This is a genomic window from Streptomyces sp. NPDC006385 (genome assembly GCF_040612485.1).
Classification (GTDB): domain Bacteria; phylum Actinomycetota; class Actinomycetes; order Streptomycetales; family Streptomycetaceae; genus Streptomyces.
The window spans coordinates 25,373-46,056 of the sequence record NZ_JBEXQG010000012.1; the positions used below are offsets into that span (position 1 = coordinate 25,373).

The following is a 20,684-nucleotide window of genomic DNA, read 5'->3' on the forward strand; positions in this document are numbered from 1 at the left end:
ATTCGGCCAGGCTGAACGGAGTGAGTACTCACTCATTGACGGAGTGAGTACTCACTCCGTACTCTCGTCGTCATGACAGCACCCAAGGAGAACCAGACCACCCGCCGCCGCGCCCCCGGCATGTCGCCGGAGCAGCGCCGCGAAATGATCATCCAGACCGCGATCCCGCTGATCGCGGAGTACGGCGCCGCGGTGACGACCGCGAAGATCGCCCGCGCCGCGGGCATCGGCGAGGGCACGATCTTCCGCGTCTTCGCCGACAAGGACGAGCTGCTGCAGGCCTGCATTGCCGAGGCACTCTCCCCCGAGAACGCGGTCCGCGAGCTCGACGCGATCGACGTGTCCCAGTCGCTGCCCGATCGGCTCGCGGAGGCGGCCGAGGCGCTGCAAGCGCACATGTCCAGGATGGGCGCGATCGTCGGCTCGCTGGGGCATCGCGGCGGCAAGCACCCCGGCACGGTGCGCGGCGCGGGCCGCGACGAGTCGACGACCCGTATCCGCGCGGCCCTCGCGGAGCTGCTGGAGCCCGACAAGGCCGCCCTGCGCCGGCCGCCGGAGCAGATCGCTGCCCTCTTCTTCGGGCTGCTCTTCACCCAGCCGCGTACGGAGGACGAGCCCGACCTGACCCCGCAGGAGCTGGTGGAGGTCTTCCTGCACGGAGCGCTCACGGAGGGTGCCAAGTGAGCACGCGGAGAAGGCGCCTGGGGGTTACGGCCCTGGCCGCCCTGGCCCCCGTCCTGGTGTGGCTGGTCACGGAACCATTGCTGGGGCACCGGCTACGGATCGCCGACGGAGAGCAGACGCTCGACATCGGCGCCGTGCCCGTGGCGGTCGTCGCACTGCTCGCGTCGCTCTCCGGCTGGGGACTGCTGGCAGCCCTGGAGCGGTTCGGGGCGCGGCGCGCCCGCGCCATCTGGACCGGGGTGGCCGGCGCCGTACTGGCCGTGTCCTTCCTGCCGTTCATCGGCGACGGCATGGACGGCGGCACCCGGGTCTCCCTCGCCCTGATGCACCTGGCGGTGGCGGCGGTGCTGATCCCGGGGCTGGGCGGCAGGTCCCCCGGGGCGGGAGGCGGTGCCGCTGGCGGGTGACCGCCGGCACCAAGTACGCCGCGGACAACTCCAGATGGAGGCAACCCCCGCTAGAGCGTCGCGTGGCTGGGGATGACCGTCAGAGCGCCCATCACGATCGAGATGAAGAAGCGATGCCTGGTGGGTCGCGCCGAGGCCCAGCAGGAGCGGACCTTCGTACGAGATCGCTGTGATGGCCACCGCCGGGATGGTCAGGCCGATGTTTTGGCGATGTCGGAGCCGTAGGCGAGGTTGGGGGAGGCCAGGGGCGGGGTCGGAGACGGGTTCGGAGACGGGTGCGGCCACCGGTGGTCATCGGTGTGTGAATACTGAAGATCAGGCGGTGGCCGCTGGTCACAGCGTCGACCCTGGCCGTTGGGACGATGACTTCGCAGGGCTGATGCGGCGCATAGCCGGACGGTGCGTGCGTGCCGAACCCCGCCGTCGGGTGGGGAAGTTCGTCCGAGGGCTGCCGGCGGACCGGCCCGCGGAAGAACTGCTGGCGATCGCGGAGTGGGCCGGTGAGGCCACACCGGATGGGATGCAGCATCTGCTGGAGCGGGCGAAGTGGGACGCGGACGCGGTCCAAGACGATCTGCGTGAGTGCGTCGTCGACCACCTGGGCGCCGAGCAGACGGCGCTGATCGTCGACGAGACCGGCGATGGGAAGAAGGGACAGGCGACGGTCGGGGCGCGGCGTCAGTACACCGGCACGGCGGGCAGGATCGAAAACGCGCAGGTGACGGTCTACCTGGTGTATGCCACCGAGCGTGGACACGGCGCTGTGGACCGGGAATTGTCCCTGCCCCCCATCTGGTCCGAGGACCCTCAGCGACGCCGGGCGGCCGGGCCGGAGCCCGACACCACGCGCTTTGCGACCAAGACGCAGCCGGCCGCCGCGATGATCGAGCGGTTCTGCGAGACCGGGCACACGGTCGGCTGGGTGACCCTGGGGCGAGGTCTATGGAGGCGATGGAGGCGACCCCGCTCTGGCCCAGATGCCGGCCGAGCGCCAGATCGGGTCTGTCATGGCGGTCTCGTGCCGCACCGAAGTTCGCACGGCCGGTGGGAAGTTCCGTGTCGATTCACTGGGTCGCAAGGTGCCGCGCACCCCCTGGCGGCGAATGTCCACCGGAGGCGGCGCGAAAGGGCCGCGCCACTACGACCGGGCCGCCATCGCCCTGCTACCGGAGGGCGTCGCGGGCGTCTCCGGCTACTCATCCGCCGCAACCGCACCACCGGCGAACTGGCCTACTACCGCTGCTTCAGTCCCCATCCGGTGCCGATCGGCACGCTGGTACGCGTAGCCGGGATGCGCTGGAGGATCGAGGAGACGCCTGGGCAAGAACCGCTGGGCCGTCGAAGCGGCCTGCACACTTCTGCGCTGGTTCCGCCGACTGCGTATCCGCTGGGAAATCCGCGCTGACATCCACCAGGCCCTCCTCCAGGCCTTCCTCACCCTCGGCCGCGCAATCATCTGCCGGCGGCGCCTGAAAAAACAGTGCTGATCCGAGCCCTCAGCCCGAACCGGCGACCAGCGCCTCGCCGAGCGGGGTGCGCCGGTAGAGCACCGACCGTCCGGACCGGGCGCGGACGAGCAGCCCCGCGCCTCGCAGGATGGCGAGGTGGTCTCCCACCGCGCCGGGTGCCATGGCGAGGCTTCGGGCGAGGTGGCTGGTACTGGCCGGGGCGTCCAGCGCCAACAGCAGCCGGGCTCGGGCCCGGCCGACCAGAGCGGTCAGCGCGTCCGGTTGGGGGACGGTCGCCCGTTCGCCCCACAGGGCGGCGGTGCCGCGGGCACGATAGACCAAGGTCCTGGGCCAGGGGTCTTCCAGGTGGGCGGCGATATTCGCGACGAAGACCGAAGGGATCAGCAGGAGCCCGTCGCCGGCAAGGTGGACGGTTCCGACCGGAGGGAAGAAGCCGATCTCGATACCGCCGGCGCGCCAGGCGATGCTCGGGTGCAGGCTCTCGATGGTCGTGGCCCATCCGTGTTGGCCGATCACACCCACCCGGTGCACGACATCGCGCTCACAGATCGCGCGCAGTTGCGGCCAGTCCGTGGCGAGCAGCTCGTGCCACGCCTGGTCCATCGCCGCGGCGATCCTGGAGACGGCGTCCGTGGAGTCCAGCACTGCGCGTACGCGGGGATCACGGGCGGACGGGCCGGTCGCGGTGATGGCGACTTCGTGGCGGGCCGCTTCCAGCGGTGCGGCCCGGATCATGGCCAGGTCGTCTGCCCAGGTCTGGTTGAGGCCGCGCGGGGGCGGGGCGACGAAGCTCGGTCCGGATCGCGGGGTGTGCAGGGCGAGGACGGCGTCCAGTTCGGTCTCGCGGCGAAGCCGTTCGAAGGCCGGCCGGAGCCGGGTGGCCCAGGCTCGCGGCAGCGGCCGGTCTTGGCCGGCGAGCGAGCGCAGCAGTAAGCAGAGGTCCAGCGCGGGCGACAGCGCGAAGCGGCTGCGCAGCAGGTCCTCGACGGAGACTTCGAAGCGGAGCACCCTGCGATGCTACGGCCGGACGTCTGTTCCGATTCGTCCAGCGACGAATCATTGGTGAGTGGCGTGGGCGCACGGCGAGGCTGCGCGTCATGACCCCAACCGCCGAACCCGCGCAGGGCGACCACCGTGCCACCTACCGCGAGGTGCTGGCCGAGCCGCGATTCCGGCTGATCTTCTCGACCCGCGCCGTCGCGATCACTGCGGGCTCGCTGCGGATCACCACGTTCTCGGCGGATCACCACGTTCTCGGTACTGGTCTTCGCGGCCACCGGCTCCGCGCTGTTGAGCGCATTCGCCTTCGGCATCGGCTTTCTCCCGCAGTTGTTCGGCTCGCTGCTGCTGGGCTCACTGGCCGACCGACTGCCGCCCCGCGCGCTCATCGCCGGCGGCTACGCCTTGGAGTGCGCCGCCGCCCTGCTGCTCGCCCTGGTGCGGACGCCGATCGCGGCAAGCCTCGGTGTCGTGGCGCGGGTCGCCCTCGCCACACCGGTGTTCGGTGGCGCGTCGAGTCGGCTGGTCGCGCAGTGGTTGAAGGGCGACGCCTATGTACTGGGCCGTTCACTGAACAACATCGCCTCCTCTGGCGCGCAATTGTTCGGTCTGGCGCTGGGAGGTGGGTCGTCGCGGTACTCGGCCCACGCCGGGCGCTCGCGGTGAGCGCCGCCCTCTACCTCGGCTGCGCGCTCGCTGTCCGTATCCGGCTACCCCGGCTGGAGCCGGGAGAGTTCGGCGGCACTCCCGGCAGCGCTCGGGGCGATGGCGGGGCCGTCCGGGCAAGCCTGCACGGTGCCGGCCTGCTGCTGCGCGGACACACGGTACGACGACTGATGCTGGCCCAGTGGCTACCGCCCGCGTTCGTAGCGGGCGCGGAAGGTCTGATCATCGCCTACGCGGGAGGACGCCACTTCGCGCCCGGCTGGTACGCGGTGCTGATGGGCTGTCTGCCGGTCGGCATGCTTGTCGGTGACCTGCTGGTGGGTCGATGGCTACGGCCACCCACCCGGGAGCGACTGGTTCTGGTAGTCCCGTTGATCGCGCTGACGGGACTGCCGCTGGTCGGCTTCGCCACCGAGCCCGGAGTGGGCGTCTCGTCTCGTCCTGTCTGCTGCTGCTCTGCGGCTTCGGATTGGCCTACGGTCTCGGCCTGCAACGGCCGTTCCTGGACGCCCTGCCGCAGGATGGCCAGGGCCAGGGCCAGGTCCTTCGGTCTGCTCGGCTCCGGCAGCATGACGCTGCAGGGCGTCGGGCCGGCCTGCTTCGGCTCGGTGGCCGCAGGCATCGCAACAGGCGGCGCAATCGCCCTGGCAGGCGGCGCGGCGGTGCTCACCGCCGGCTGGATTCTCACCTGGCACCCGTCCACCTCCCCGGTCCCCGTCCCGAACTGCTCAACGGGATCAGAGAACGGCACCGAACAGCATGCTGCAGTTCTCCTGCGCGGTAACCGTCGCAGGCCGGGTCGGCCGCGAGCGGTCACGCACCCCACCCCCACGGCTCTCTGAAAGACAGTCATTCCCGGTAGCTCATGGTGTGAGGAGTCCTGAGCCTCGGCTCTGCCGGCCGTTGCGGACCACGTACGGGATCTTGAAACCACGAACAGCCCATGGAAGGTTCACGCCCCATGATCGATGAATTCGCGAAGGACAACCTGCACAGGAGACTGCGGCGCGACCGCGAGGCGCTGCTCTGGAAACTCGACGGCTTGTCCGAATACGACGCCCGCAGACCTTTGACGGCGACCGGGACCAACCTCCTCGGCCTGGTCAAACACGTGGCCACCGTCGAGGCCAGGTACTTCGGCGAGGTCTTCGACCGCCCTTCCCCGGAACCGCTGCCCCGGTGGCAGGACTCCGACGGCAGCGATCAGTGGGCGACCGAGGACGAGACCCGCGATCAGATCATCGGGTTCTACCGGCGCACGTGGGAACACTCGGACGCGACGATCAACGAGCTTCCCCTCGACGCCCCCGGCCACGTGCCGTGGTGGCCGGAGCCTTGTCCCAACACGAACCTGTTCGCCGTCATGGTCCATGTCCTCGGCGAGACCATCCGGCATGCCGGGCACGCCGACATCCTGCGCGAGGGCCTCGACGGCCGGACCGGGGTGCGCGCCGAAAACGAGCAGCAGATCGACGAGGAAGTCCGTGCAGCCTACTGCGCGAAGATCGAGCAGGCCGCCAGGTCGGCCGCACCAATCAAGGCTTAGCCGGACATATCAGGCAGCCGGGCATCAGTGAAGCTGTAGCGGCCGAGCCTGGCTGGACAGGCCGGACGGAGCTCTGGCATGCCCGTCCGGCCGTGTCGGCGACTTGATCTTCTGGCCACTGGAGCAGGAGCTGCGGCCGACAAAAGAAGCGCAACTCCATCGAACGAGCGATCAACAGGCTGAAGCAGTCCCGGGCCAACTGCACCCAGTTCCAGACGGTGCTGGCGAAGATCCGTGTTCCGCGGGTCGGTCTGGGCCGGCCGCGCACGAAGCCCGACCGCGACCGCGGAAGAGGCAGGACTCACTGCTGCACTACGACCGCGACTTCGAAACCATCGCCCGCACCACCGGGCAGCCGGCCCGAATGATCGACCTCAGCTAGTCGGTCGGATCCCCGAGATCCTCCACCACCGCAGACACCCGACCTCCGCCATGGGCTGCTGCTCCCCGACTGCCCCATGCCGTGGAGCTATCCAGCGTCCTGTCCCCGGCGTCGCCTCCGACGCGCTGGCCCTCCGGGAGCCAGAATCCGCACTCGGTGCCCCAATGGGAGAAGGGCGGCGCGTTCGCCCAGCTCACCGACCGCTGTGGAGGGCTGTACGACAGCAGAGGGGCGTGGGGCCACAATGACGATTATTGTCTGCGGCCATGAGCTCCGCCTTCCGCTGCACCGCGGGCTCGTGCACAACCGCAGGATCCATGTTGGCGCGGCCCACCCTGGTATCGCTTGCCCGTGCACTGGGTGACGTCCTGTGACCAGACTCGGATCGCAAGTGGTTCTCACCTGACTGTCGTCGTCTGGTACTCGGCCGGTTTCCATGCTGTGGCTCAGGGCGCATGGCGCCGAGTTCGCAAGGTCGCGTCGTGGCAGACGGCGACGTTGCTGAGGCAATTCGCGGGTGCTCGGGCAGCTCTGGTGGGACGGCCGGGAGCCGGTCGGCAAGCCCGGCGACGCCGGACAGCCTCCAGCTCACCCTCGAAACTGGACGAGCAGCGATCCGACCGGCAGGTGGTGCGCAACGCCTCCAAGGAAGAACTCCGGGCAGGTACGCGGCGATCGGCGCCGACGCGGGTCCGCGCTGCCCCGGTAGGGACGGCGCGGACTCACGCCGACGAGTGGGCGCCGAGGGAGCTCCGGTACAGTTTCGTGTCCTTGCTCTCCGAGCGTGGCGTCCCACTGGAAGAGATCTCCCGGCTCGTCGGCCACTCCGGCACGGCGGTGGCCGAGGAGGGCTACCGGAAGCAGATCCGCCCAGTGATCCAGACAGGAGCGGCTGCCATGGACAGGATCTTTGGGACAGATCGCAGGCAGTGACCGTGTGGGGGTGAGGTGCCTAACGGGTTCCCATCCCCACACATGCCTGGTCGCTGTCGGACGACTGCAGCTTGTTCCACTCGTTACGCGGCTCTCGGATGGTTGAGATCACGTCCCGAAGGAGGGCGCGCAGCAGCATCATGGCGAGCGCGAGCAGACTGGTGATGGCGAGGAGCAGCTGACTGATTCGGTCGCCTCAACTCACGTGGCCACGTACCTTTCCCTTCAGGCACGGCCAGGCTGGGCAGATACGGCAGGCTCAGCCCGACCGCGCGCAGCGGCCGGGCGCCACGCTAGCCCGGCGCCACGGCCTGTGAGGCGGGTTTCGGCGAGATAATCACGCAAACCAGCAGGGGCCCGACCCGCTCTCGCGGATCAGGCCCCTGACCTGGTACTTCACTGTCGGGGTGGCGGGATTTGAACCCACGACCTCTTCGTCCCGAACGAAGCGCGCTGCCAAGCTGCGCTACACCCCGATGTCACTGCTTGTCGCGGCGACGACGTTTACTTTAGCCCACTGGTGGCTGGAGACGAAATCCGGTTTTCGCGCGGTGGTGGACGTGGTGGCGGACCGGGTTGGGGCGGGCGTGGTCGAGGGCCACCAGGGCGATGGCCAGGGCGTAGATGGCGAGGCCGATGAGGAGGGCGTTGCCCAGGACGCTCTTGTAGCCGTGCTGGCCCACGTCGAGGAAGGGGTAGAGGTAGCGGGCCGGCGTGCCGGGGAGGAGGAGCTCGCCTCTGATGAAGGTGAACGCCAGGTAGGCGAGGGGGTAGAGAAGCCAGGTCGCTGCCCGGCGTAGGCGCAGTCGGCCGGGGGGTGTCAGGAGCATCCAGTCCAGCAGGGCCGCGGCGGGCGTCGCCGTGTGCAGGATCTGGTTGGTGATCGCGTGCCAGCCTGTCGGTCCGGCTGCCTCGGCCGTGAGGACACTGGGCACCGCGAAGGGGCTCGCCTCGTTCGCCAGGAGCAGGTGGTAGACGAGGCCGGTGACCATGGCGTAGAGCAGCGTGGCTCCTGTCAGGGCCGACGGCAGGGGGCGGCGGGCGGTCCAGGCGCGTCGGGCTGCCAGGGCGAAGACCAGGGCCAGCAGGATGTTGCTCTGGATGGCGAAGTGGCTCAGGGTGCGCAGGGGGCTGCCGAGGGTCAGCTCGACCGCTACCGCCGCGGCCGCGGCGAGCGCGACCAGCAAGCGGAAGATGGCGGCCAGAGGGCGGCGTACGGGGGCTCTCACCGCCGTGGCCGGGACATGGGAGGGCAGCAGTGCGGGTATGCCCGGTATCGCGGGGAGGTCCGGGATGTCCCTGGGTATCGGGGCGGTCATGCCCTCACGCTAAGCAGGGTGGGCAAAAGGGGCGATATAGGTAGGCCGTGTGGGTTACGTTGCGGAGGCCGCCCGTGCGCCGTCACGGGCAGTGGCCGGACCTGACCCCGCCGACCGCGCATACGCCCGCCTCGGCGACCTACGCCCACCGCCCAGCGCCTACCGCCGAGCCCTGTCCCGCCCCAACAGCAGCCCTACTCCCGCCCCACCAACGTCAGCAGCGTCGCCTCCGGCGGACACGCGAACCGGAACGGCGTGTAACGGTTCGTGCCGCAGCCCGCCGAGACGTGCAGGTACGCCGTACGGCCCTCCGCCGTGTGCGTGGACAGGCCCTTCACGCGGTCCGTGTCCAGGTCGCAGTTGGTGACGAGGGCACCGTAGAAGGGGACGCAGAGCTGGCCGCCGTGGGTGTGGCCGGCCAGGATCAGGGGGTAGTCGTCGGCCGTGTACGCGTCCAGCACCCTCAGGTACGGCGCGTGCACCACGCCCATCGCGAAGTCGGCGGCGCCCGACGGGCCGCCCGCCACCTGCTCGTAGCGGTCCCTCTTGATGTGCGGGTCGTCCAGGCCGGTGAGCTCCACCGACACGCCCTCGACCTTCAGCGTCCCCCGCGTGTTCGTCAGGTTGAGCCAGCCCGCGGCGTCGAAGCCGTCACGCAGGTCCTCCCAGGGGTTGTGGATCGCGCCGACGGCGGGCGGGTTGCCGTTCAGGCCGTGGCGCCCCTGCGCCTTCTCGAGCAGATAGCGGGCCGGGTTGCGCAGCTTCGGGCCGTAGTAGTCGTTCGAGCCGAAGACGTACGCGCCCGGGAACTCCATCAACGGGCCCAGTGCGTCCAGGACCTCCGGGACGCCCTCCGGGTCGGACAGGTTGTCGCCCGTGTTGATCACGAAGTCGGGACGCAGGCCGGCCAGGGAGCGCAGCCAGCGCTGCTTCTTGCGCTGGCCGCCGACCATGTGGATGTCGGAGACCTGGAGCACCCGCAGCGGGCGCATGCCCGTCGGCAGAACGGGGATCGTCACCCGTCGGAGGCGGAAGGAGCGGGCTTCGAAACCCGCCGAATACAGCAGACCGGCGGCGCCAACCGCCGTGATTCCCAGGGGTACTCCGTATCGCGCGCGCATACGACCCATCGTGTCAGACCGGGGGAGTGCCCCGCGCCCGCCTGCCACCCGTCACCGCCCTCCCCCTACCCTCTCTCCCCTCCCCTCCCCTCTCCTCTCCTCTCCTCTCCCTCCCCCCTCCCCTCTGCCTCCGCCACGCCCCCGCCCGCACACCCCTTGAAATCAACGGGCGTTCCCCTCCCCACACCTGCGACAATCAACCCCATGACCACGCTCAAGTCGAAGCTGCAGGAAGACCTCAACTCCGCGATCAAGGAGCGCGACGAGCTCCGCTCCTCGACGCTCCGGCTGACGCTCGCCGCGATCACCAAGGAGGAGGTCGCGGGCAAGGAGAAGCGCGAGCTCTCCGACGACGAGGTGCAGAAGGTGATCACCCGCGAGGCGAAGAAGCGCCGTGAGGCGGCCGAGGCATTCGCGCAGGGTGGGCGTGGGGAGCAGGCCGAGCGGGAGAAGGCGGAGGGCGAGGTGCTCGCCGCGTACCTGCCGAAGCAGCTCAGCGACGACGAGCTGAACCAGATCGTCGCCCAGGCCGTCGAGGAGGCCAGGGCGGCGGGCGCCGAGGGTCCGCGGGCCATGGGTGCCGTCATGAAGATCGTGAACCCGAAGGTGGCGGGCCAGGCGGAGGGCGGGCGTGTCGCAGCCGCGGTGAAGAAGCTGCTGGCCGGCTGAGCTCCTACGCGCGGTCGTTCAACGGCCGAGGGCGATCGCGGTCGTTGGCGGCGGCGGAGCCAGTGCTCGTAGCGGAGCGGTAGAAGCAGAAAGCGGTAGAAGCAGAAGCAGAAGCAGAGGCAGAAGCAGAAACAGCAGAAGGAGAAGTGTGAACACCCTCGTCACGAGGGTGTTCACACAAGGGCCTCGGCGTCAGTCACGCCCCCCGTTCCCGTTGCCGTTCGTCTGGCCCTGCCACCAACCCTCCGGGATCGAGAAGGAGGGCGTCGGGAAGGTACCGCCGTCGCCGCCGCCCGTGGCGCCTCCGTCGGTCAGGCCGCCGATGAAGCCGCCGTTGCCGCCGTTCCCGTTCCCGTTGCCGTTCCCGTCACCGTTGCCGTTGTCCTCGTCGTCGTCCTCGTCCCGGTCCCGGCCCTTGTCGCCGTCGGGGATGTGGACGATGTTGAAGTTCGGCGCCTCCTTGCCCTCCAGGGCGCCTTCCATCATGTCGCGCCAGATCGGGCCGGGGACCTTGCCACCGAACACCTTGTCGTGCCGGACACCGCCGATGCGGATGTTCTGCATCTTCCGCTCGTGCTTGGGGTCGCCGACCCAGACCGCGCCGGCCATGTTCGGCGTGTAGCCCACGAACCAGGCCGCGTAGCGCTCGTCCGTCGTACCGGTCTTGCCCGCGCTCGGACGGCTGGGGCCGAGGCCCGCCTCCGTACCCGTACCGTCCTCGACCACGCCCTGCAGGAGCGTGTTGATGGTGTCGGCGGTGGTCTCGGACATCGCGCGCCGGCAGGTCGACTTCGGGACCTCCAGGGACTTGGTCTTGCCGCCGGCCTTCTGGGTGATCGACTCGATGGCGATCGGCGTGCAGTACATGCCCCGCGAGGCGAACGACGCGTACCCGGCCGCCATCGTCAGCGGAGACATCTCCATGGTGCCGAGGGCGATGGACGGGGCCTGGGCGAGTTCGCCGCCGTCGGCCCGCTCGACGCCCATCTTCTTCGCCATCGTCGTCACCGGGCAGATGCCGATGTCAGAGATCATCTGCACGTAGTAGGTGTTGACCGACAACGCGGTCGCTTCCTTCATGTCGTACGGGCCGACCTCGGACTCGTTCTCGTTGGCGACCGGGACGCCCTTCTCGTTCCAGGTCTTGCCGTCACAGGCCGCGACCGGGCTCGGGTAGTCCATCTCGTACGGCGAGGAGTACGCCTTGGTCGGCGGCATGCCGTCCTCCAGGGCCGCCGCGGCCACGATCGGCTTGAACGTCGAACCGGGCTGGTAGCCGGCGCCGCCGTTCATGTTCTGGTCGACGGAGAGGTTGATCGTCGTCTCGTTCTTCTTGACGTCGATGCCGTACGGCCGGGACTGACCCATCGCCAGGATCTTGCCGGTGCCGGGCTCCACGATGGTGGCGGCGGTGGCGACCTCGTCGCTCTGGTAGACGTGCTCCTTGATGGACCGCTGCACCGACTTCTGCGCCTGCGGGTCCATCGTGGTCCGTACGGTCAGACCGCCCTGGTTCCAGATCTTGGCCCGGTCCTCCTTGGTCTTGCCGAAGACCGGGTCCTTGAGGAACACCTGGCGGACGTAGTCACAGAAGAAACCGCCGCCCTTGACCGCGGTGATGCAGCCGTTCTTGGGCTTGCTGACCTTCAGACCCAGCGGCGTCTCCTTGGCCTTGTCGGCCTCGGCCTGGGAGATGTCGCCGAGGTCGGCCATCCGCTGGAGCACGATGTTGCGCCGTTTGGTGGCCTCGGCCTCGTCGTTGACCGGGTCGTAGCGGCTCGGCGACTGGACGATGCCGGCGAGCAGGGCCGCTTCCTGAACGTTGAGTTCCTTGGCGGACTTGGAGAAGTAGCGCTGGGACGCCGCCTCGACGCCGTATGCCTGCTGGCCGAAGAACGTGATGTTCAGGTAGTTCTCGAGGATCTTCTTCTTGCCGAGCTCCTCCTCGACCTGGATCGCGTACTTCAGCTCCTTGATCTTGCGGCCGAGGGTCTGCTGGGTCGCCTGCGCGACCTTCGTGGGGTCGTCGCCGGCCTCCTCCACGAAGACGTTCTTCACGTACTGCTGGGTCAGCGTGGACGCGCCCTCGGCGACGCCACCGCTCTGGGCGTTGCGGTTGAGGGCGCGCAGCACGCCCTTCAGGTCGATCGCGCCGTGCTGGTAGAAGCGGGCGTCCTCGATCGCGACGATCGCCTGCTGCATGTACGGCGAGATGTCCTTGAGGTCGACCACCGTGCGGTCACGCGAGTAGACCGTGGCGATCTGGCCGCCCCTGGCGTCCAGGATCGTGGTGCGCTGGCTCAGTGGCGGGCGCTTGAGGTTGGCCGGGATCTCGTCGAATCCCTCGACCGACCCCTTGGCCGCGAGTCCCAGCGCGCCGGCCGCGGGCAGCGCGATGCCTGCCATCACGGCTCCCGCGAGCACACTGACACCGAGGAACTTCGCGGCCTGCTGCGTCGTCGACAGACCACCGCCCGAGCGCTTCTTTGGCATGGGTGCAGCCTAATCCGTACGCATGAGCGTTCCGAGAGAGCGGTTGCCTGTCGGGATGTTCGGAGCGAGATCGTGACGTGCGGCGAAGGTTCGTGTGCGCGTGGACGGCGTCCGGCGGACTGTGACGTACCTCGCTCGGCGCTCGCGGCGCTGGGACTGTCCGTGTCTCATGGCACGGCAAAGTCAGGCACCTGCGTTCTCATTTGCCGGACACACGTCAATGCCTTGGCCTAAGCTGCTCTCAACTGTCACAGCAGTGCGGCCACGTATCAATACGTCCGGAGACCCCGAAGTGTTCCGGAGGTTGCTCACTTTTTTTGGTGAGGCGTGTCCGAATCCGCCTTGTGTGTCATCCGGCGTCCGTTGTGACGCAGCAGGACTGTCCCGCTTTGCCAGGAAAGTCACGCATGTCGCCAGCTCACTCCCCCGGGTGATCTGCCGCTTACGCATAGTCCGTTCGGGCCATTCAAGATTGGGCCCGAAGGGGGTGTTGCGCTGTGCCCACCTTCCGTAACGTCCTCAACTGGCGGCGGTGAATATGCCGCTGCCGCCGTGGGGGAGCCTCGATTCGGGAGAGGACGGCGCCGGTATGGGCTGGGTAGTCGACTGGAGTGCGCAGGCGGCCTGCCGCACTACCGATCCGGATGAACTGTTTGTTCAGGGAGCAGCGCAGAACAGGGCCAAGGCGGTGTGCACCGGATGCCCGGTGCGCACGGAGTGCCTGGCGGACGCGCTGGACAACCGCGTCGAGTTCGGCGTGTGGGGAGGCATGACGGAGCGGGAGCGCCGCGCGCTGCTGCGCAGGCGGCCGACCGTCACCTCGTGGCGCCGGCTGCTGGAGACGGCGCGTACGGAGTACGAGCGAGGGGCCGGCCTGGTGCCCCTGGACGACGACGAGGTGTACGAGAACTACGCGGCGGTGAGCTGAGGGGGCCAGGAAGGCCCAAGAAGGCTGAGGAAGGCCCAAGGCCCAAGAAGGCCGAGAGGGTCGAGAGGGCTCGGAGAGCGGGCTCAGGGGACTCGGACGAGCCCAGGAGCCCTTACTCGGGCAGGAGCCCTTCCTCAGGCACCGACCGCGGGATCGGGCAGCTCCGGCCGATTGGCCGCGAGCCGGTTTCCGATGTCCCGCAGCCCCGTGAGGTCATGCACATCGCCGGGCAGCGCGGCCACTTCGGCCACCGCCACCTCGGGGTGGAGCGCGGTGAAGCGGTCACGCGTGCGCTGCTCACGGGAGATGAGCTGCATACGCTCGGCGTGCAGCTTCAACAGGCCTGCGGTGAGCTGGTCGACGGACCGCTCCAGATGGGGGACGACGGATCGAGGTTCGTCCGTGGTCGCGGTGTGCTCCATGTCCGTGACGGCGGGGGAGCCTTCGTCAGGAGCCGGTGCCTCGGGAGCGGGCGATTCTGAACTGTCGTATGTCTCGGGGGAGTTACGAAGTCCAGCTTTCCCGCCCTCCTGATCCACAATGCCAGGCTCTTCAAGATTTTCCGCGGCGGCGAGCGCCCGCTCGGCCGACAGCCGGTCGGCGCCGCTGCCGTGGACCCGGTTGAGCACCAGCCCGGCGAGCGGCATGTCCTCGGCGGCCAGCCGCTCCACGAAGTACGCGGCCTCACGCAGTGCGTCCCGCTCCGGCGCCGCCACCACCAGGAACGCCGTCCCGGGTGCCTGAAGCAGCTTGTACGTGGCGTCCGCGCGCGTACGGAACCCACCGAACATCGAGTCCATCGCGGCTACGAACGTCTGTACGTCCTTCAGCAGCTGACCGCCGAGCAGCTTGCCCAGTGCCCCCGTCATCATCGACATGCCGACGTTCAGGAACTTCATCCCCGCGCGCCCGCCGACCTTCGCCGGCGCCAGCAGTACGCGGATCAGCTTGCCGTCCAGGAACGAGCCGAGGCGCTTGGGGGCGTCCAGGAAGTCCAGCGCCGAGCGGGACGGCGGCGTGTCGACGACGATGAGGTCCCACTCGTCCTTCGCCCGGAGCTGCCCCAGCTTCTCCATCGCCATGTACTCCTGCGTGCCCGCGAAGCCCGCCGAGAGCGACTGGTAGAAGGGGTTGCCCAGGATCGCGGCCGCCCGCTCGTGGTCCGCGTGCGCCTCGACGATCTCGTCGAAGGTGCGCTTCATGTCGAGCATCATGGCGTGCAGCTCGCCGTCGCCCTCGACGCCCTTCACCCGGCGCGGAGTGTTGTCGAGGGAGTCGATGCCCATGGACTGGGCGAGCCGGCGGGCCGGGTCGATGGTGAGCACGACCACCTTCCGCCCGCGCTCGGCGGCCCGCAGTCCGAGCGCCGCCGCGGTCGTGGTCTTGCCGACTCCGCCCGCGCCGCAGCACACCACGATGCGGGTCTTCGGGTCGTCGAGCAGCGGGTCGAGGTCGAGTACGCGGGCGGGGGAGAGGTGCGGGGCATGGTGACGTGCGGTGTCGTGCGCGTGGGCGGGTTCCGGACGAGTCATGACATCCCCTGCTTCCGACGTACCGCGTGCGGCTCCCGACTTGTCAACGACCTCATGACAGTCCCTGTTCCCGCAGCTCGCCCGCGAGTTCGTACAGGCCCGCCAGGTCCATGCCCTCGACCAGCAGGGGCAGTTCGTGCACCGGCAGCCCCAACTCGCCCAGCACCGACCGCTGATCGTGTTCCAGCGCGTGCCGCTCGGCGTACTCGTCGGCCTGCGCCAGCAGCGGGTCCACCAGCCGCTCGGCGTTCCCGCCGCGCCGCGCCCCGCCGAGCCCGGCCGAGGACAGCGCCTTGGCCATGGCGGCGCGCGGAACGCTGCGTACGAGTTCCAGGTCGGCCGCGTCCAACACCTCGGGCCGCACCATGTTCACGATGATCCGCCCCACCGGAAGCCGCGCCGCCCGCAGCTCGGCGATGCCGTCCACGGTCTCCTGGACGGGCATCTCCTCCAGCAGCGTCACCAGATGCACGGCCGTCTCCGCCGACTTCAGCACCCTCATCACGGCCTGCGCCTGATTGTGTATCGGGCCGATCTTGGCGAGCCCCGCCACCTCGTCATTGACGTTCAGGAAGCGGGTGATGCGCCCTGTGGGAGGGGCGTCCATCACGACGTAGTCGTAGACGAACCGCCCGCTCTTGTCCTTGCGCCGCACGGCCTCACACGCCTTGCCGGTCAGCAGTACGTCCCTCAGGCCCGGCGCGATGGTGGTGGCGAAGTCGATGGCGCCGAGCTTCTTCAGGGCCCGGCCGGCGCCGCCCATCTTGTAGAACATCTGGAGGTAGTCCAGAAGGGCCAGTTCGGGGTCGATGGCGAGGGCGTACACCTCCCCGCCCCCTGGAGCGACGGCGATCTTCCGCTCCTCGTAGGGCAGCGCCTCTGTCTCGAAGAGCTGCGCGATGCCTTGCCTGCCCTCGACCTCGACGAGAAGCGTCCGCTTCCCCTCCGTCGCGAGGGCGAGCGCGAGTGCGGCGGCGACCGTGGTCTTGCCGGTCCCGCCCTTGCCGCTGACGACCTGGAGCCTGCTCACGTCTTCGAGCCTAACCAGTCGGTGCGCCGACTACGCGACAGCCTGTGGACAACGTGACCGCGGTCGGCCGCTCGGCCGCCGCTCGACCCCTGCCGGGCAGCGGATAAAGTCGGCCACATGACCAAGTGGGAATACGCAACCGTGCCTCTGCTCGTCCACGCCACGAAGCAGATTCTGGACACCTGGGGCGAGGACGGCTGGGAGCTCGTCCAGGTCGTGCCCGGGCCGAACAACCCCGAGCAGCTCGTGGCCTACCTGAAGCGGGAGAAGCAGGCGTGAGCGCGGTCGAGGCGACCCTCGCCGAGCTGGGCCTGACGCTCCCGGACGTCGTGCCTCCGCTTGCCGCGTACCAGCCGGCGGTCCAGTCGGGCGTGTACGTCTACACCGCCGGCCAGCTCCCCATGGTGGAGGGCAAGCTCCCGGTCACCGGCAAGGTGGGCGCGGAGGTCACCCCCGAGGAGGCCAAGGAACTCGCCCGCACGTGCGCCCTGAACGCCCTCGCCGCCGTGAAGTCGGTGGCGGGCGACCTGGACCGTATCGCGCGCGTGGTGAAGGTGGTGGGCTTCGTGGCCTCGGCCTCGGACTTCACCGGGCAGCCGGGCGTGATCAACGGCGCGAGTGAGCTGCTTGCCGAGGTCCTCGGCGACAAGGGCGTCCACGCGCGCAGCGCCGTGGGTGTGGCCGTCCTCCCGCTGGACGCGCCGGTGGAGGTCGAGATCCAGGTGGAGCTGACGCAGGCGTAGCCCTTCGGCGTGGCGGGCGGCGTGCTCCCGGTCACCGCGAAGGGCCGGGACTGTCGGGCGGCGACGGAAAAATCAGTCACTCCCGCAAAAAATCAGTCACCCTCGTACGCCCGCCACGGCACAGTGGCCCTATGGCCCTATGGCCCTATGGCCCTATGGCCCTATGGCCCTATGGCCGCAGCCGCTCTCCACAGGGGACTCGACGCTCAGGGGTACATCGCGCGCGAAGGATCCCTCGGGCGCGTTCCCGATGCTTTCCGGCCCGTTGTCGCCGCGGCGCGTGGCCGTCTGCCGGCCGTGTTCGGGGCGCGGCTGCACAGCGCCTATCTCTACGGGTCGATTCCGCGCGGCACCGCGCGCGAGGGGCGCAGCGACCTGGATCTGCTGGTCGCCCTGCACCAGGAGCCGACCGAGGCGGACCGGGCGGACGCGCGCGTGCTCGGCGCCGGGCTGGATGAGGAGTTCGCGCAGCTCGACGGCGTCGGGACGCTGCTGTACGGCCGCGGGCGGCTGCTGAGCGACCTGGAGAGGTACGACCTCGGATGGTTCGTCGCCTGCCTCTGTACACCCCTGCTCGGGGAGGATCTCGCCACGTACCTGCCGCGCTACCGGCCCGACTCGCTGCTCGCGCGGGAGACCAACGGCGATCTGGGCCTGCTGCTGCCCCGCTGGCGGGAGCGGATCACCGACGCCGGGGACAGCCACGAGGCCAGGCGGCCGCTCGTGCGGTTCATGTCGCGGCATCTGGTGCGTACCGGGTTCACGCTCGTCATGCCCCGTTGGGGCGGATGGACCAGCGATCTCGGGGAGATGGCGGAAGCCTTCGCGTCGTACTACCCCGCGCGGGCCGGGCACATGAGGACGGCGGCCCTGCTCGGACACGAGCCGACGGGCGACGCGGCCGTCCTGCGGTCGTACGTCGAGGATCTCGGGCCATGGCTCGCGGAGGAGTACGCGCGCGTGCACGGTGTCAAAGCGCCGCGGCCCTGATGGACGCTCCCGGCGTGGGCTAGATGAGGCCGTGTTCCTCCAGGTAGTCCAGCTGGGCCCGCACCGACAGCTCGGCCGCCGGCCACAGGGAGCGGTCCACGTCCGCGTACACATGAGCCACGACCTCGGCCGGTGTGCGGTAGCCGTCCTCTACGGCCGTCTCGACCTGGGCGAGGCGGTGGGCGCGGTGGGCGAGGTAGAACTCCACCGCGCCCTGGGCGTCCTCGAGGACGGGTCCGTGGCCGGGAAGGACGGTGTGGACGCCGTCGTCGACCGTGAGGGACCTGAGGCGTCGCAGTGAGTCCAGGTAGTCGCCCAGGCGGCCGTCGGGGTGCGCCACGACCGTCGTACCGCGGCCCAGGATCGTGTCCCCGGTCAGGACGGCACGGTCGGCCGGGAGGTGGAAGGAGAGCGAGTCGGCGGTGTGCCCGGGCGTCGACACGACCCGCAGCTCCAGGCCGCCCACGGTGACCACGTTGCCCGCGGCGAGCCCCTCGTCGCCGAGCCGCAGCGCCGGGTCGAGGGCGCGCACGCGCGTGCCGGTCAGCTCGGCGAAGCGTGCGGCGCCCTCGGCATGGTCGGGATGGCCGTGCGTGAGCAGGGTCAGGGCGATGCGCTTGCCGGACCTCTCGGCCGTGGCGACGACGTTGCGCAGGTGCCCCTCGTCCAGCGGGCCGGGATCGACGACGACGGCCAGGTCGGAGTCCGGCTCGGAGAGGATCCAGGTGTTGGTGCCGTCCAGGGTCATCGCGGAGGGGTTGGGCGCGAGGACGTTGACGGCGCGCGGGGTGGCGGGGCCGGAGAGGACTCCGCCTCGCGGCTGGCCGGGGAGGGCTGCTGCGTCCGTCATGCGAGGGGGCCTTCCGGTGCTGCGGGCGATGCGAGCGATGCGGCCGGCGGCGGCATGGTCATGCGGGGGCTCCGCCGGTCGGGATGTGCTTGGTGAACTCGTCGTGGCCCGGCCAGGACAGCACGATCTCGCCGTCCTCCAGGCGGGCCTGCGCCAGCACGGGCGTGAGATCGCGCTCGGGGGCGGCGGCGAGGGCCCTGGCGGCGCTGTCGTACGGGGTCAGTTGGCGCAGGGTCGCGATGGTGGGCGGCATCATCAGCAGCTCGCCCTTGTCGTACGAGGCGGCGGCGTCCGCGGGGCGGATCCACACCGTACGGTCGGCCTCGGTGGAGGCGTTCCGGGTGCGCTGGCCCTTGGGGAGGGCGGCGACGAAGAACCACGTGTCGTAGCGGCGGGGCTCGAACTCCGGGGTGATCCAGCGCGTCCAGGCGCCCAGGAGGTCCGAACGCAGCACCAGTCCCCGGCGGTCCAGGAACTCGGCGAACGACACGTCCCGGGCGACCAGGGCGGCGCGGTCCGCCTCCCACTGCTCGCCGGTCGTGTCACCGACCACGGAGTCGTCGGTCGGCCCGGCGAGCAGGACACCCGCCTCCTCGTACGTCTCCCGCACGGCGGCGCACACGATCGCCTGGGCCGCCGCCTCGTCGACGCCGAGCCGCTGCGCCCACCACGCGCGCGTGGGGCCCGCCCAGCGGATCGGATGCTCGTCGCGCGGATCGACACCGCCGCCCGGGTAGGCGTACGCCCCACCGGCGAACGCCATGGAGACACGGCGCCGCAGCATGTGCACGGCAGGGCCGTTCTCGGCGTCCCTGAGCAGCATGACGGTCGCCGCACGCTTCGGAACGACGGGGGTGAGCTCTCCTTCCGCGAGCGCGCGGATACGGTCCGGCCACTCCGGTGGGTACCACTGCCCGTTCGCCATGGGCGGAGGCTATCTCTTGGTGCGCGGATGTTCGAGGGGTGGCCGGTCCGGGCGGCCGAACGCGACGGGGCCCCGCCTCGCGGTGAGACGGGACCCCGGCGTCGTACGAAGAAGCGCGTCTTACCGCGTTACCGCGACCGCTTGGCCAGCCGCTCCACGTCCAGCAGGATCACCGCACGCGCCTCCAGGCGCAGCCAGCCGCGCTGTGCGAAGTCGGCCAGCGCCTTGTTGACCGTCTCGCGGGACGCGCCGACCAGCTGGGCCAGCTCCTCCTGCGTCAGGTCGTGGACTACGTGGATGCCCTCCTCGGACTGCACACCGAAGCGGCGGGAGAGGTCGAGCAGCGCGCGGGCCACGCGGCCGGGTACGTCCGAGAAGACGAGGTCGGACATCGCGTCGTTGGTGCGGCGCAGGCGGCGCGCGACGGCGCGCAGCAGGGCGGTCGCCACCTCGGGGCGGGCGTTCAGCCAGGGCTGGAGGTCGCCGTGGCCCAGACCCAGCAGCTTGACCTCGGTCAGCGCGGTCGCCGTCGCCGTACGCGGACCCGGGTCGAAGAGGGACAGCTCGCCGATGAGCTCGCCGGGACCGACGACGGCCAGCATGTTCTCCCGGCCGTCGGGTGAGGTGCGGTGCAGCTTCACCTTGCCCTCGGTGACGACATAGAGCCGGTCACCGGGGTCGCCCTCGTGGAACAGGGAGTCACCGCGTGCGAGGGTCACCTCACTCATGGAGGCGCGGAGCTCCGCGGACTGCTCGTCATCGAGCGCCGCGAAGAGCGGGTTGCGCCGCAGAACGTCGTCCACGAGTTCTCTCCTTGTCGACCTGCTCAGGGGATCGTGCTCCCCCACGTACCAGGGGACCGTGGTGCCCATTTTGCCGGACAGTCCAAACAGTGTGATCTGTCACAAGGATGCCGCACAGGTGTCCCGGGGTAAGCGGCAGGGGTCCAATTGGGGGCCGATCTTCAGGGTCCGGGGCGGATGTCGGTGCCGGGCTTT

18 protein-coding genes, 1 tRNA gene and 2 pseudogenes are annotated in these 20,684 nt (G+C 69.8%); 11 read left to right on the forward strand and 10 right to left on the reverse strand.

Going from position 1 to position 20,684, the window contains the following annotated elements:
* Positions 1–72: 72 nt before the first annotated feature.
* The 3 genes from ABZ078_RS12220 (at position 73) to ABZ078_RS12230 (ending at position 2,496) form a co-directional block, all read left to right on the forward strand.
* Complete coding sequence (locus tag ABZ078_RS12220; protein WP_356574299.1) at positions 73–684, forward strand: TetR/AcrR family transcriptional regulator; 612 nt, start codon at positions 73–75, stop codon at positions 682–684.
* On the forward strand, positions 681–1,091 hold the full coding sequence (locus ABZ078_RS12225; RefSeq protein WP_356574301.1) for a DUF6069 family protein: 411 nt from the start codon (positions 681–683) through the stop codon (positions 1,089–1,091). The genes ABZ078_RS12220 and ABZ078_RS12225 overlap by 4 nt, the downstream gene beginning before the upstream one ends.
* Before the next feature lie 379 nt (positions 1,092–1,470).
* Positions 1,471–2,496, forward strand: a complete 1,026-nt coding sequence (locus ABZ078_RS12230) for a transposase (RefSeq protein ID WP_356574521.1) — start codon at positions 1,471–1,473, stop codon at positions 2,494–2,496.
* A 91-nt stretch (positions 2,497–2,587) separates the two neighbouring features.
* Here the strand turns inward: ABZ078_RS12230 and ABZ078_RS12235 are convergent, their stop codons facing one another.
* Entirely contained in the window at positions 2,588–3,568 is a 981-nt protein-coding gene (locus ABZ078_RS12235) for a winged helix-turn-helix domain-containing protein (protein WP_356574303.1), read from the reverse strand.
* Between the two features lie 89 nt (positions 3,569–3,657).
* Between ABZ078_RS12235 and ABZ078_RS12240 the strand changes: the two are divergent.
* The 3 genes and pseudogenes from ABZ078_RS12240 to ABZ078_RS12250 all read left to right on the forward strand — a co-directional run.
* A pseudogene (locus tag ABZ078_RS12240) lies at positions 3,658–4,920 on the forward strand (MFS transporter); the annotation flags it as partial.
* A 266-nt stretch (positions 4,921–5,186) separates the two neighbouring features.
* Positions 5,187–5,771 (forward strand): DinB family protein, encoded by a 585-nt coding sequence (locus ABZ078_RS12245; protein WP_356574305.1) that lies wholly within the window; start codon positions 5,187–5,189, stop codon positions 5,769–5,771.
* A gap of 1,111 nt (positions 5,772–6,882) precedes the next feature.
* Positions 6,883–7,086 (forward strand): annotated as a pseudogene (locus ABZ078_RS12250) (site-specific integrase); the annotation flags it as partial.
* A 402-nt stretch (positions 7,087–7,488) separates the two neighbouring features.
* On the opposite strand, the gene ABZ078_RS12255 reads toward ABZ078_RS12250, so the two are convergent.
* The 3 genes from ABZ078_RS12255 to ABZ078_RS12265 form a co-directional block, all read right to left on the reverse strand.
* Positions 7,489–7,562, reverse strand: a tRNA-Pro gene (locus tag ABZ078_RS12255).
* Positions 7,563–7,595: 33 nt separating this feature from the next.
* Positions 7,596–8,405: a Pr6Pr family membrane protein gene (locus tag ABZ078_RS12260; RefSeq protein ID WP_356574306.1), complete on the reverse strand. Its 810-nt coding sequence runs from the start codon at positions 8,403–8,405 to the stop codon at positions 7,596–7,598.
* Positions 8,406–8,599: 194 nt separating this feature from the next.
* Positions 8,600–9,526 (reverse strand): metallophosphoesterase, encoded by a 927-nt coding sequence (locus tag ABZ078_RS12265; protein ID WP_356574308.1) that lies wholly within the window; start codon positions 9,524–9,526, stop codon positions 8,600–8,602.
* Between the two features lie 204 nt (positions 9,527–9,730).
* On the opposite strand from ABZ078_RS12265, the gene ABZ078_RS12270 reads away from it, so the two are divergent.
* A complete protein-coding gene (locus ABZ078_RS12270) occupies positions 9,731–10,195 on the forward strand; it encodes a GatB/YqeY domain-containing protein (RefSeq protein ID WP_356574310.1) in 465 nt (154 codons plus the stop codon).
* A gap of 192 nt (positions 10,196–10,387) precedes the next feature.
* Here the strand turns inward: ABZ078_RS12270 and ABZ078_RS12275 are convergent, their stop codons facing one another.
* Positions 10,388–12,688, reverse strand: coding sequence for a transglycosylase domain-containing protein (locus ABZ078_RS12275; RefSeq protein ID WP_356574311.1), 2,301 nt, complete (start codon positions 12,686–12,688; stop codon positions 10,388–10,390).
* Positions 12,689–13,277: 589 nt separating this feature from the next.
* Here ABZ078_RS12275 and wblA point away from each other — a divergent pair.
* Positions 13,278–13,616 (forward strand): transcriptional regulator WblA, encoded by a 339-nt coding sequence (wblA, locus tag ABZ078_RS12280; RefSeq protein ID WP_356574313.1) that lies wholly within the window; start codon positions 13,278–13,280, stop codon positions 13,614–13,616.
* Positions 13,617–13,750: 134 nt separating this feature from the next.
* On the opposite strand, the gene ABZ078_RS12285 is transcribed toward wblA, so the two are convergent.
* The gene (locus ABZ078_RS12285) at positions 13,751–15,148 is read right to left on the reverse strand and encodes an ArsA family ATPase (RefSeq protein WP_356574315.1); all 1,398 of its coding nucleotides are present in this window, start codon (positions 15,146–15,148) and stop codon (positions 13,751–13,753) included.
* Between the two features lie 52 nt (positions 15,149–15,200).
* Positions 15,201–16,178 (reverse strand): ArsA-related P-loop ATPase, encoded by a 978-nt coding sequence (locus ABZ078_RS12290; RefSeq protein WP_356574317.1) that lies wholly within the window; start codon positions 16,176–16,178, stop codon positions 15,201–15,203.
* A gap of 117 nt (positions 16,179–16,295) precedes the next feature.
* Between ABZ078_RS12290 and ABZ078_RS12295 the strand changes: the two genes are divergently transcribed.
* The 3 genes from ABZ078_RS12295 to ABZ078_RS12305 all read left to right on the forward strand — a co-directional run bounded on the left by ABZ078_RS12295 (position 16,296) and on the right by ABZ078_RS12305 (position 17,911).
* On the forward strand, positions 16,296–16,457 hold the full coding sequence (locus ABZ078_RS12295; RefSeq protein WP_003975360.1) for a DUF4177 domain-containing protein: 162 nt from the start codon (positions 16,296–16,298) through the stop codon (positions 16,455–16,457).
* Positions 16,454–16,921 carry a RidA family protein gene (locus ABZ078_RS12300; protein ID WP_356574318.1) on the forward strand — a complete coding sequence of 156 codons (468 nt, stop codon included), beginning with the start codon at positions 16,454–16,456 and terminating at the stop codon, positions 16,919–16,921. Before ABZ078_RS12295 ends, ABZ078_RS12300 begins: the two co-directional genes overlap by 4 nt.
* 171 nt (positions 16,922–17,092) lie before the next feature.
* The gene (locus ABZ078_RS12305; RefSeq protein WP_356574320.1) at positions 17,093–17,911 is read left to right on the forward strand and encodes a nucleotidyltransferase domain-containing protein; all 819 of its coding nucleotides are present in this window, start codon (positions 17,093–17,095) and stop codon (positions 17,909–17,911) included.
* 19 nt (positions 17,912–17,930) lie between these two features.
* Here ABZ078_RS12305 and ABZ078_RS12310 read toward each other — a convergent pair whose 3' ends face one another.
* The 3 genes from ABZ078_RS12310 to ABZ078_RS12320 all read right to left on the reverse strand — a co-directional run bounded on the left by ABZ078_RS12310 (position 17,931) and on the right by ABZ078_RS12320 (position 20,489).
* Positions 17,931–18,761, reverse strand: coding sequence for an MBL fold metallo-hydrolase (locus tag ABZ078_RS12310; RefSeq protein WP_356574321.1), 831 nt, complete (start codon positions 18,759–18,761; stop codon positions 17,931–17,933).
* 58 nt (positions 18,762–18,819) lie between these two features.
* A complete protein-coding gene (locus ABZ078_RS12315) occupies positions 18,820–19,686 on the reverse strand; it encodes an NUDIX hydrolase (protein ID WP_356574323.1) in 867 nt (288 codons plus the stop codon).
* Positions 19,687–19,814: 128 nt separating this feature from the next.
* Positions 19,815–20,489: a Crp/Fnr family transcriptional regulator gene (locus ABZ078_RS12320; RefSeq protein WP_015658871.1), complete on the reverse strand. Its 675-nt coding sequence runs from the start codon at positions 20,487–20,489 to the stop codon at positions 19,815–19,817.
* Positions 20,490–20,684: the final 195 nt, after the last annotated feature.

Excerpts from the sequence above, each read along its gene's own strand:
- ABZ078_RS12220 (WP_356574299.1), top strand. The coding sequence starts at position 73 with ATGACAGCACCCAAGGAGAACCAGACCACCCGCCGCCGCGCCCCCGGC.
- ABZ078_RS12230 (WP_356574521.1), top strand. The coding sequence starts at position 1,471 with ATGCGGCGCATAGCCGGACGGTGCGTGCGTGCCGAACCCCGCCGTCGG.
- ABZ078_RS12245 (WP_356574305.1), top strand. The coding sequence starts at position 5,187 with ATGATCGATGAATTCGCGAAGGACAACCTGCACAGGAGACTGCGGCGC.
- ABZ078_RS12260 (WP_356574306.1), bottom strand. The coding sequence starts at position 8,405 with ATGACCGCCCCGATACCCAGGGACATCCCGGACCTCCCCGCGATACCG.
- ABZ078_RS12265 (WP_356574308.1), bottom strand. The coding sequence starts at position 9,526 with ATGCGCGCGCGATACGGAGTACCCCTGGGAATCACGGCGGTTGGCGCC.
- ABZ078_RS12270 (WP_356574310.1), top strand. The coding sequence starts at position 9,731 with ATGACCACGCTCAAGTCGAAGCTGCAGGAAGACCTCAACTCCGCGATC.
- ABZ078_RS12275 (WP_356574311.1), bottom strand. The coding sequence starts at position 12,688 with ATGCCAAAGAAGCGCTCGGGCGGTGGTCTGTCGACGACGCAGCAGGCC.
- wblA (WP_356574313.1), top strand. The coding sequence starts at position 13,278 with ATGGGCTGGGTAGTCGACTGGAGTGCGCAGGCGGCCTGCCGCACTACC.
- ABZ078_RS12285 (WP_356574315.1), bottom strand. The coding sequence starts at position 15,148 with ATGACTCGTCCGGAACCCGCCCACGCGCACGACACCGCACGTCACCAT.
- ABZ078_RS12295 (WP_003975360.1), top strand. The coding sequence starts at position 16,296 with ATGACCAAGTGGGAATACGCAACCGTGCCTCTGCTCGTCCACGCCACG.
- ABZ078_RS12305 (WP_356574320.1), top strand. The coding sequence starts at position 17,093 with ATGGCCGCAGCCGCTCTCCACAGGGGACTCGACGCTCAGGGGTACATC.
- ABZ078_RS12310 (WP_356574321.1), bottom strand. The coding sequence starts at position 18,761 with ATGACGGACGCAGCAGCCCTCCCCGGCCAGCCGCGAGGCGGAGTCCTC.
- ABZ078_RS12315 (WP_356574323.1), bottom strand. The coding sequence starts at position 19,686 with ATGGCGAACGGGCAGTGGTACCCACCGGAGTGGCCGGACCGTATCCGC.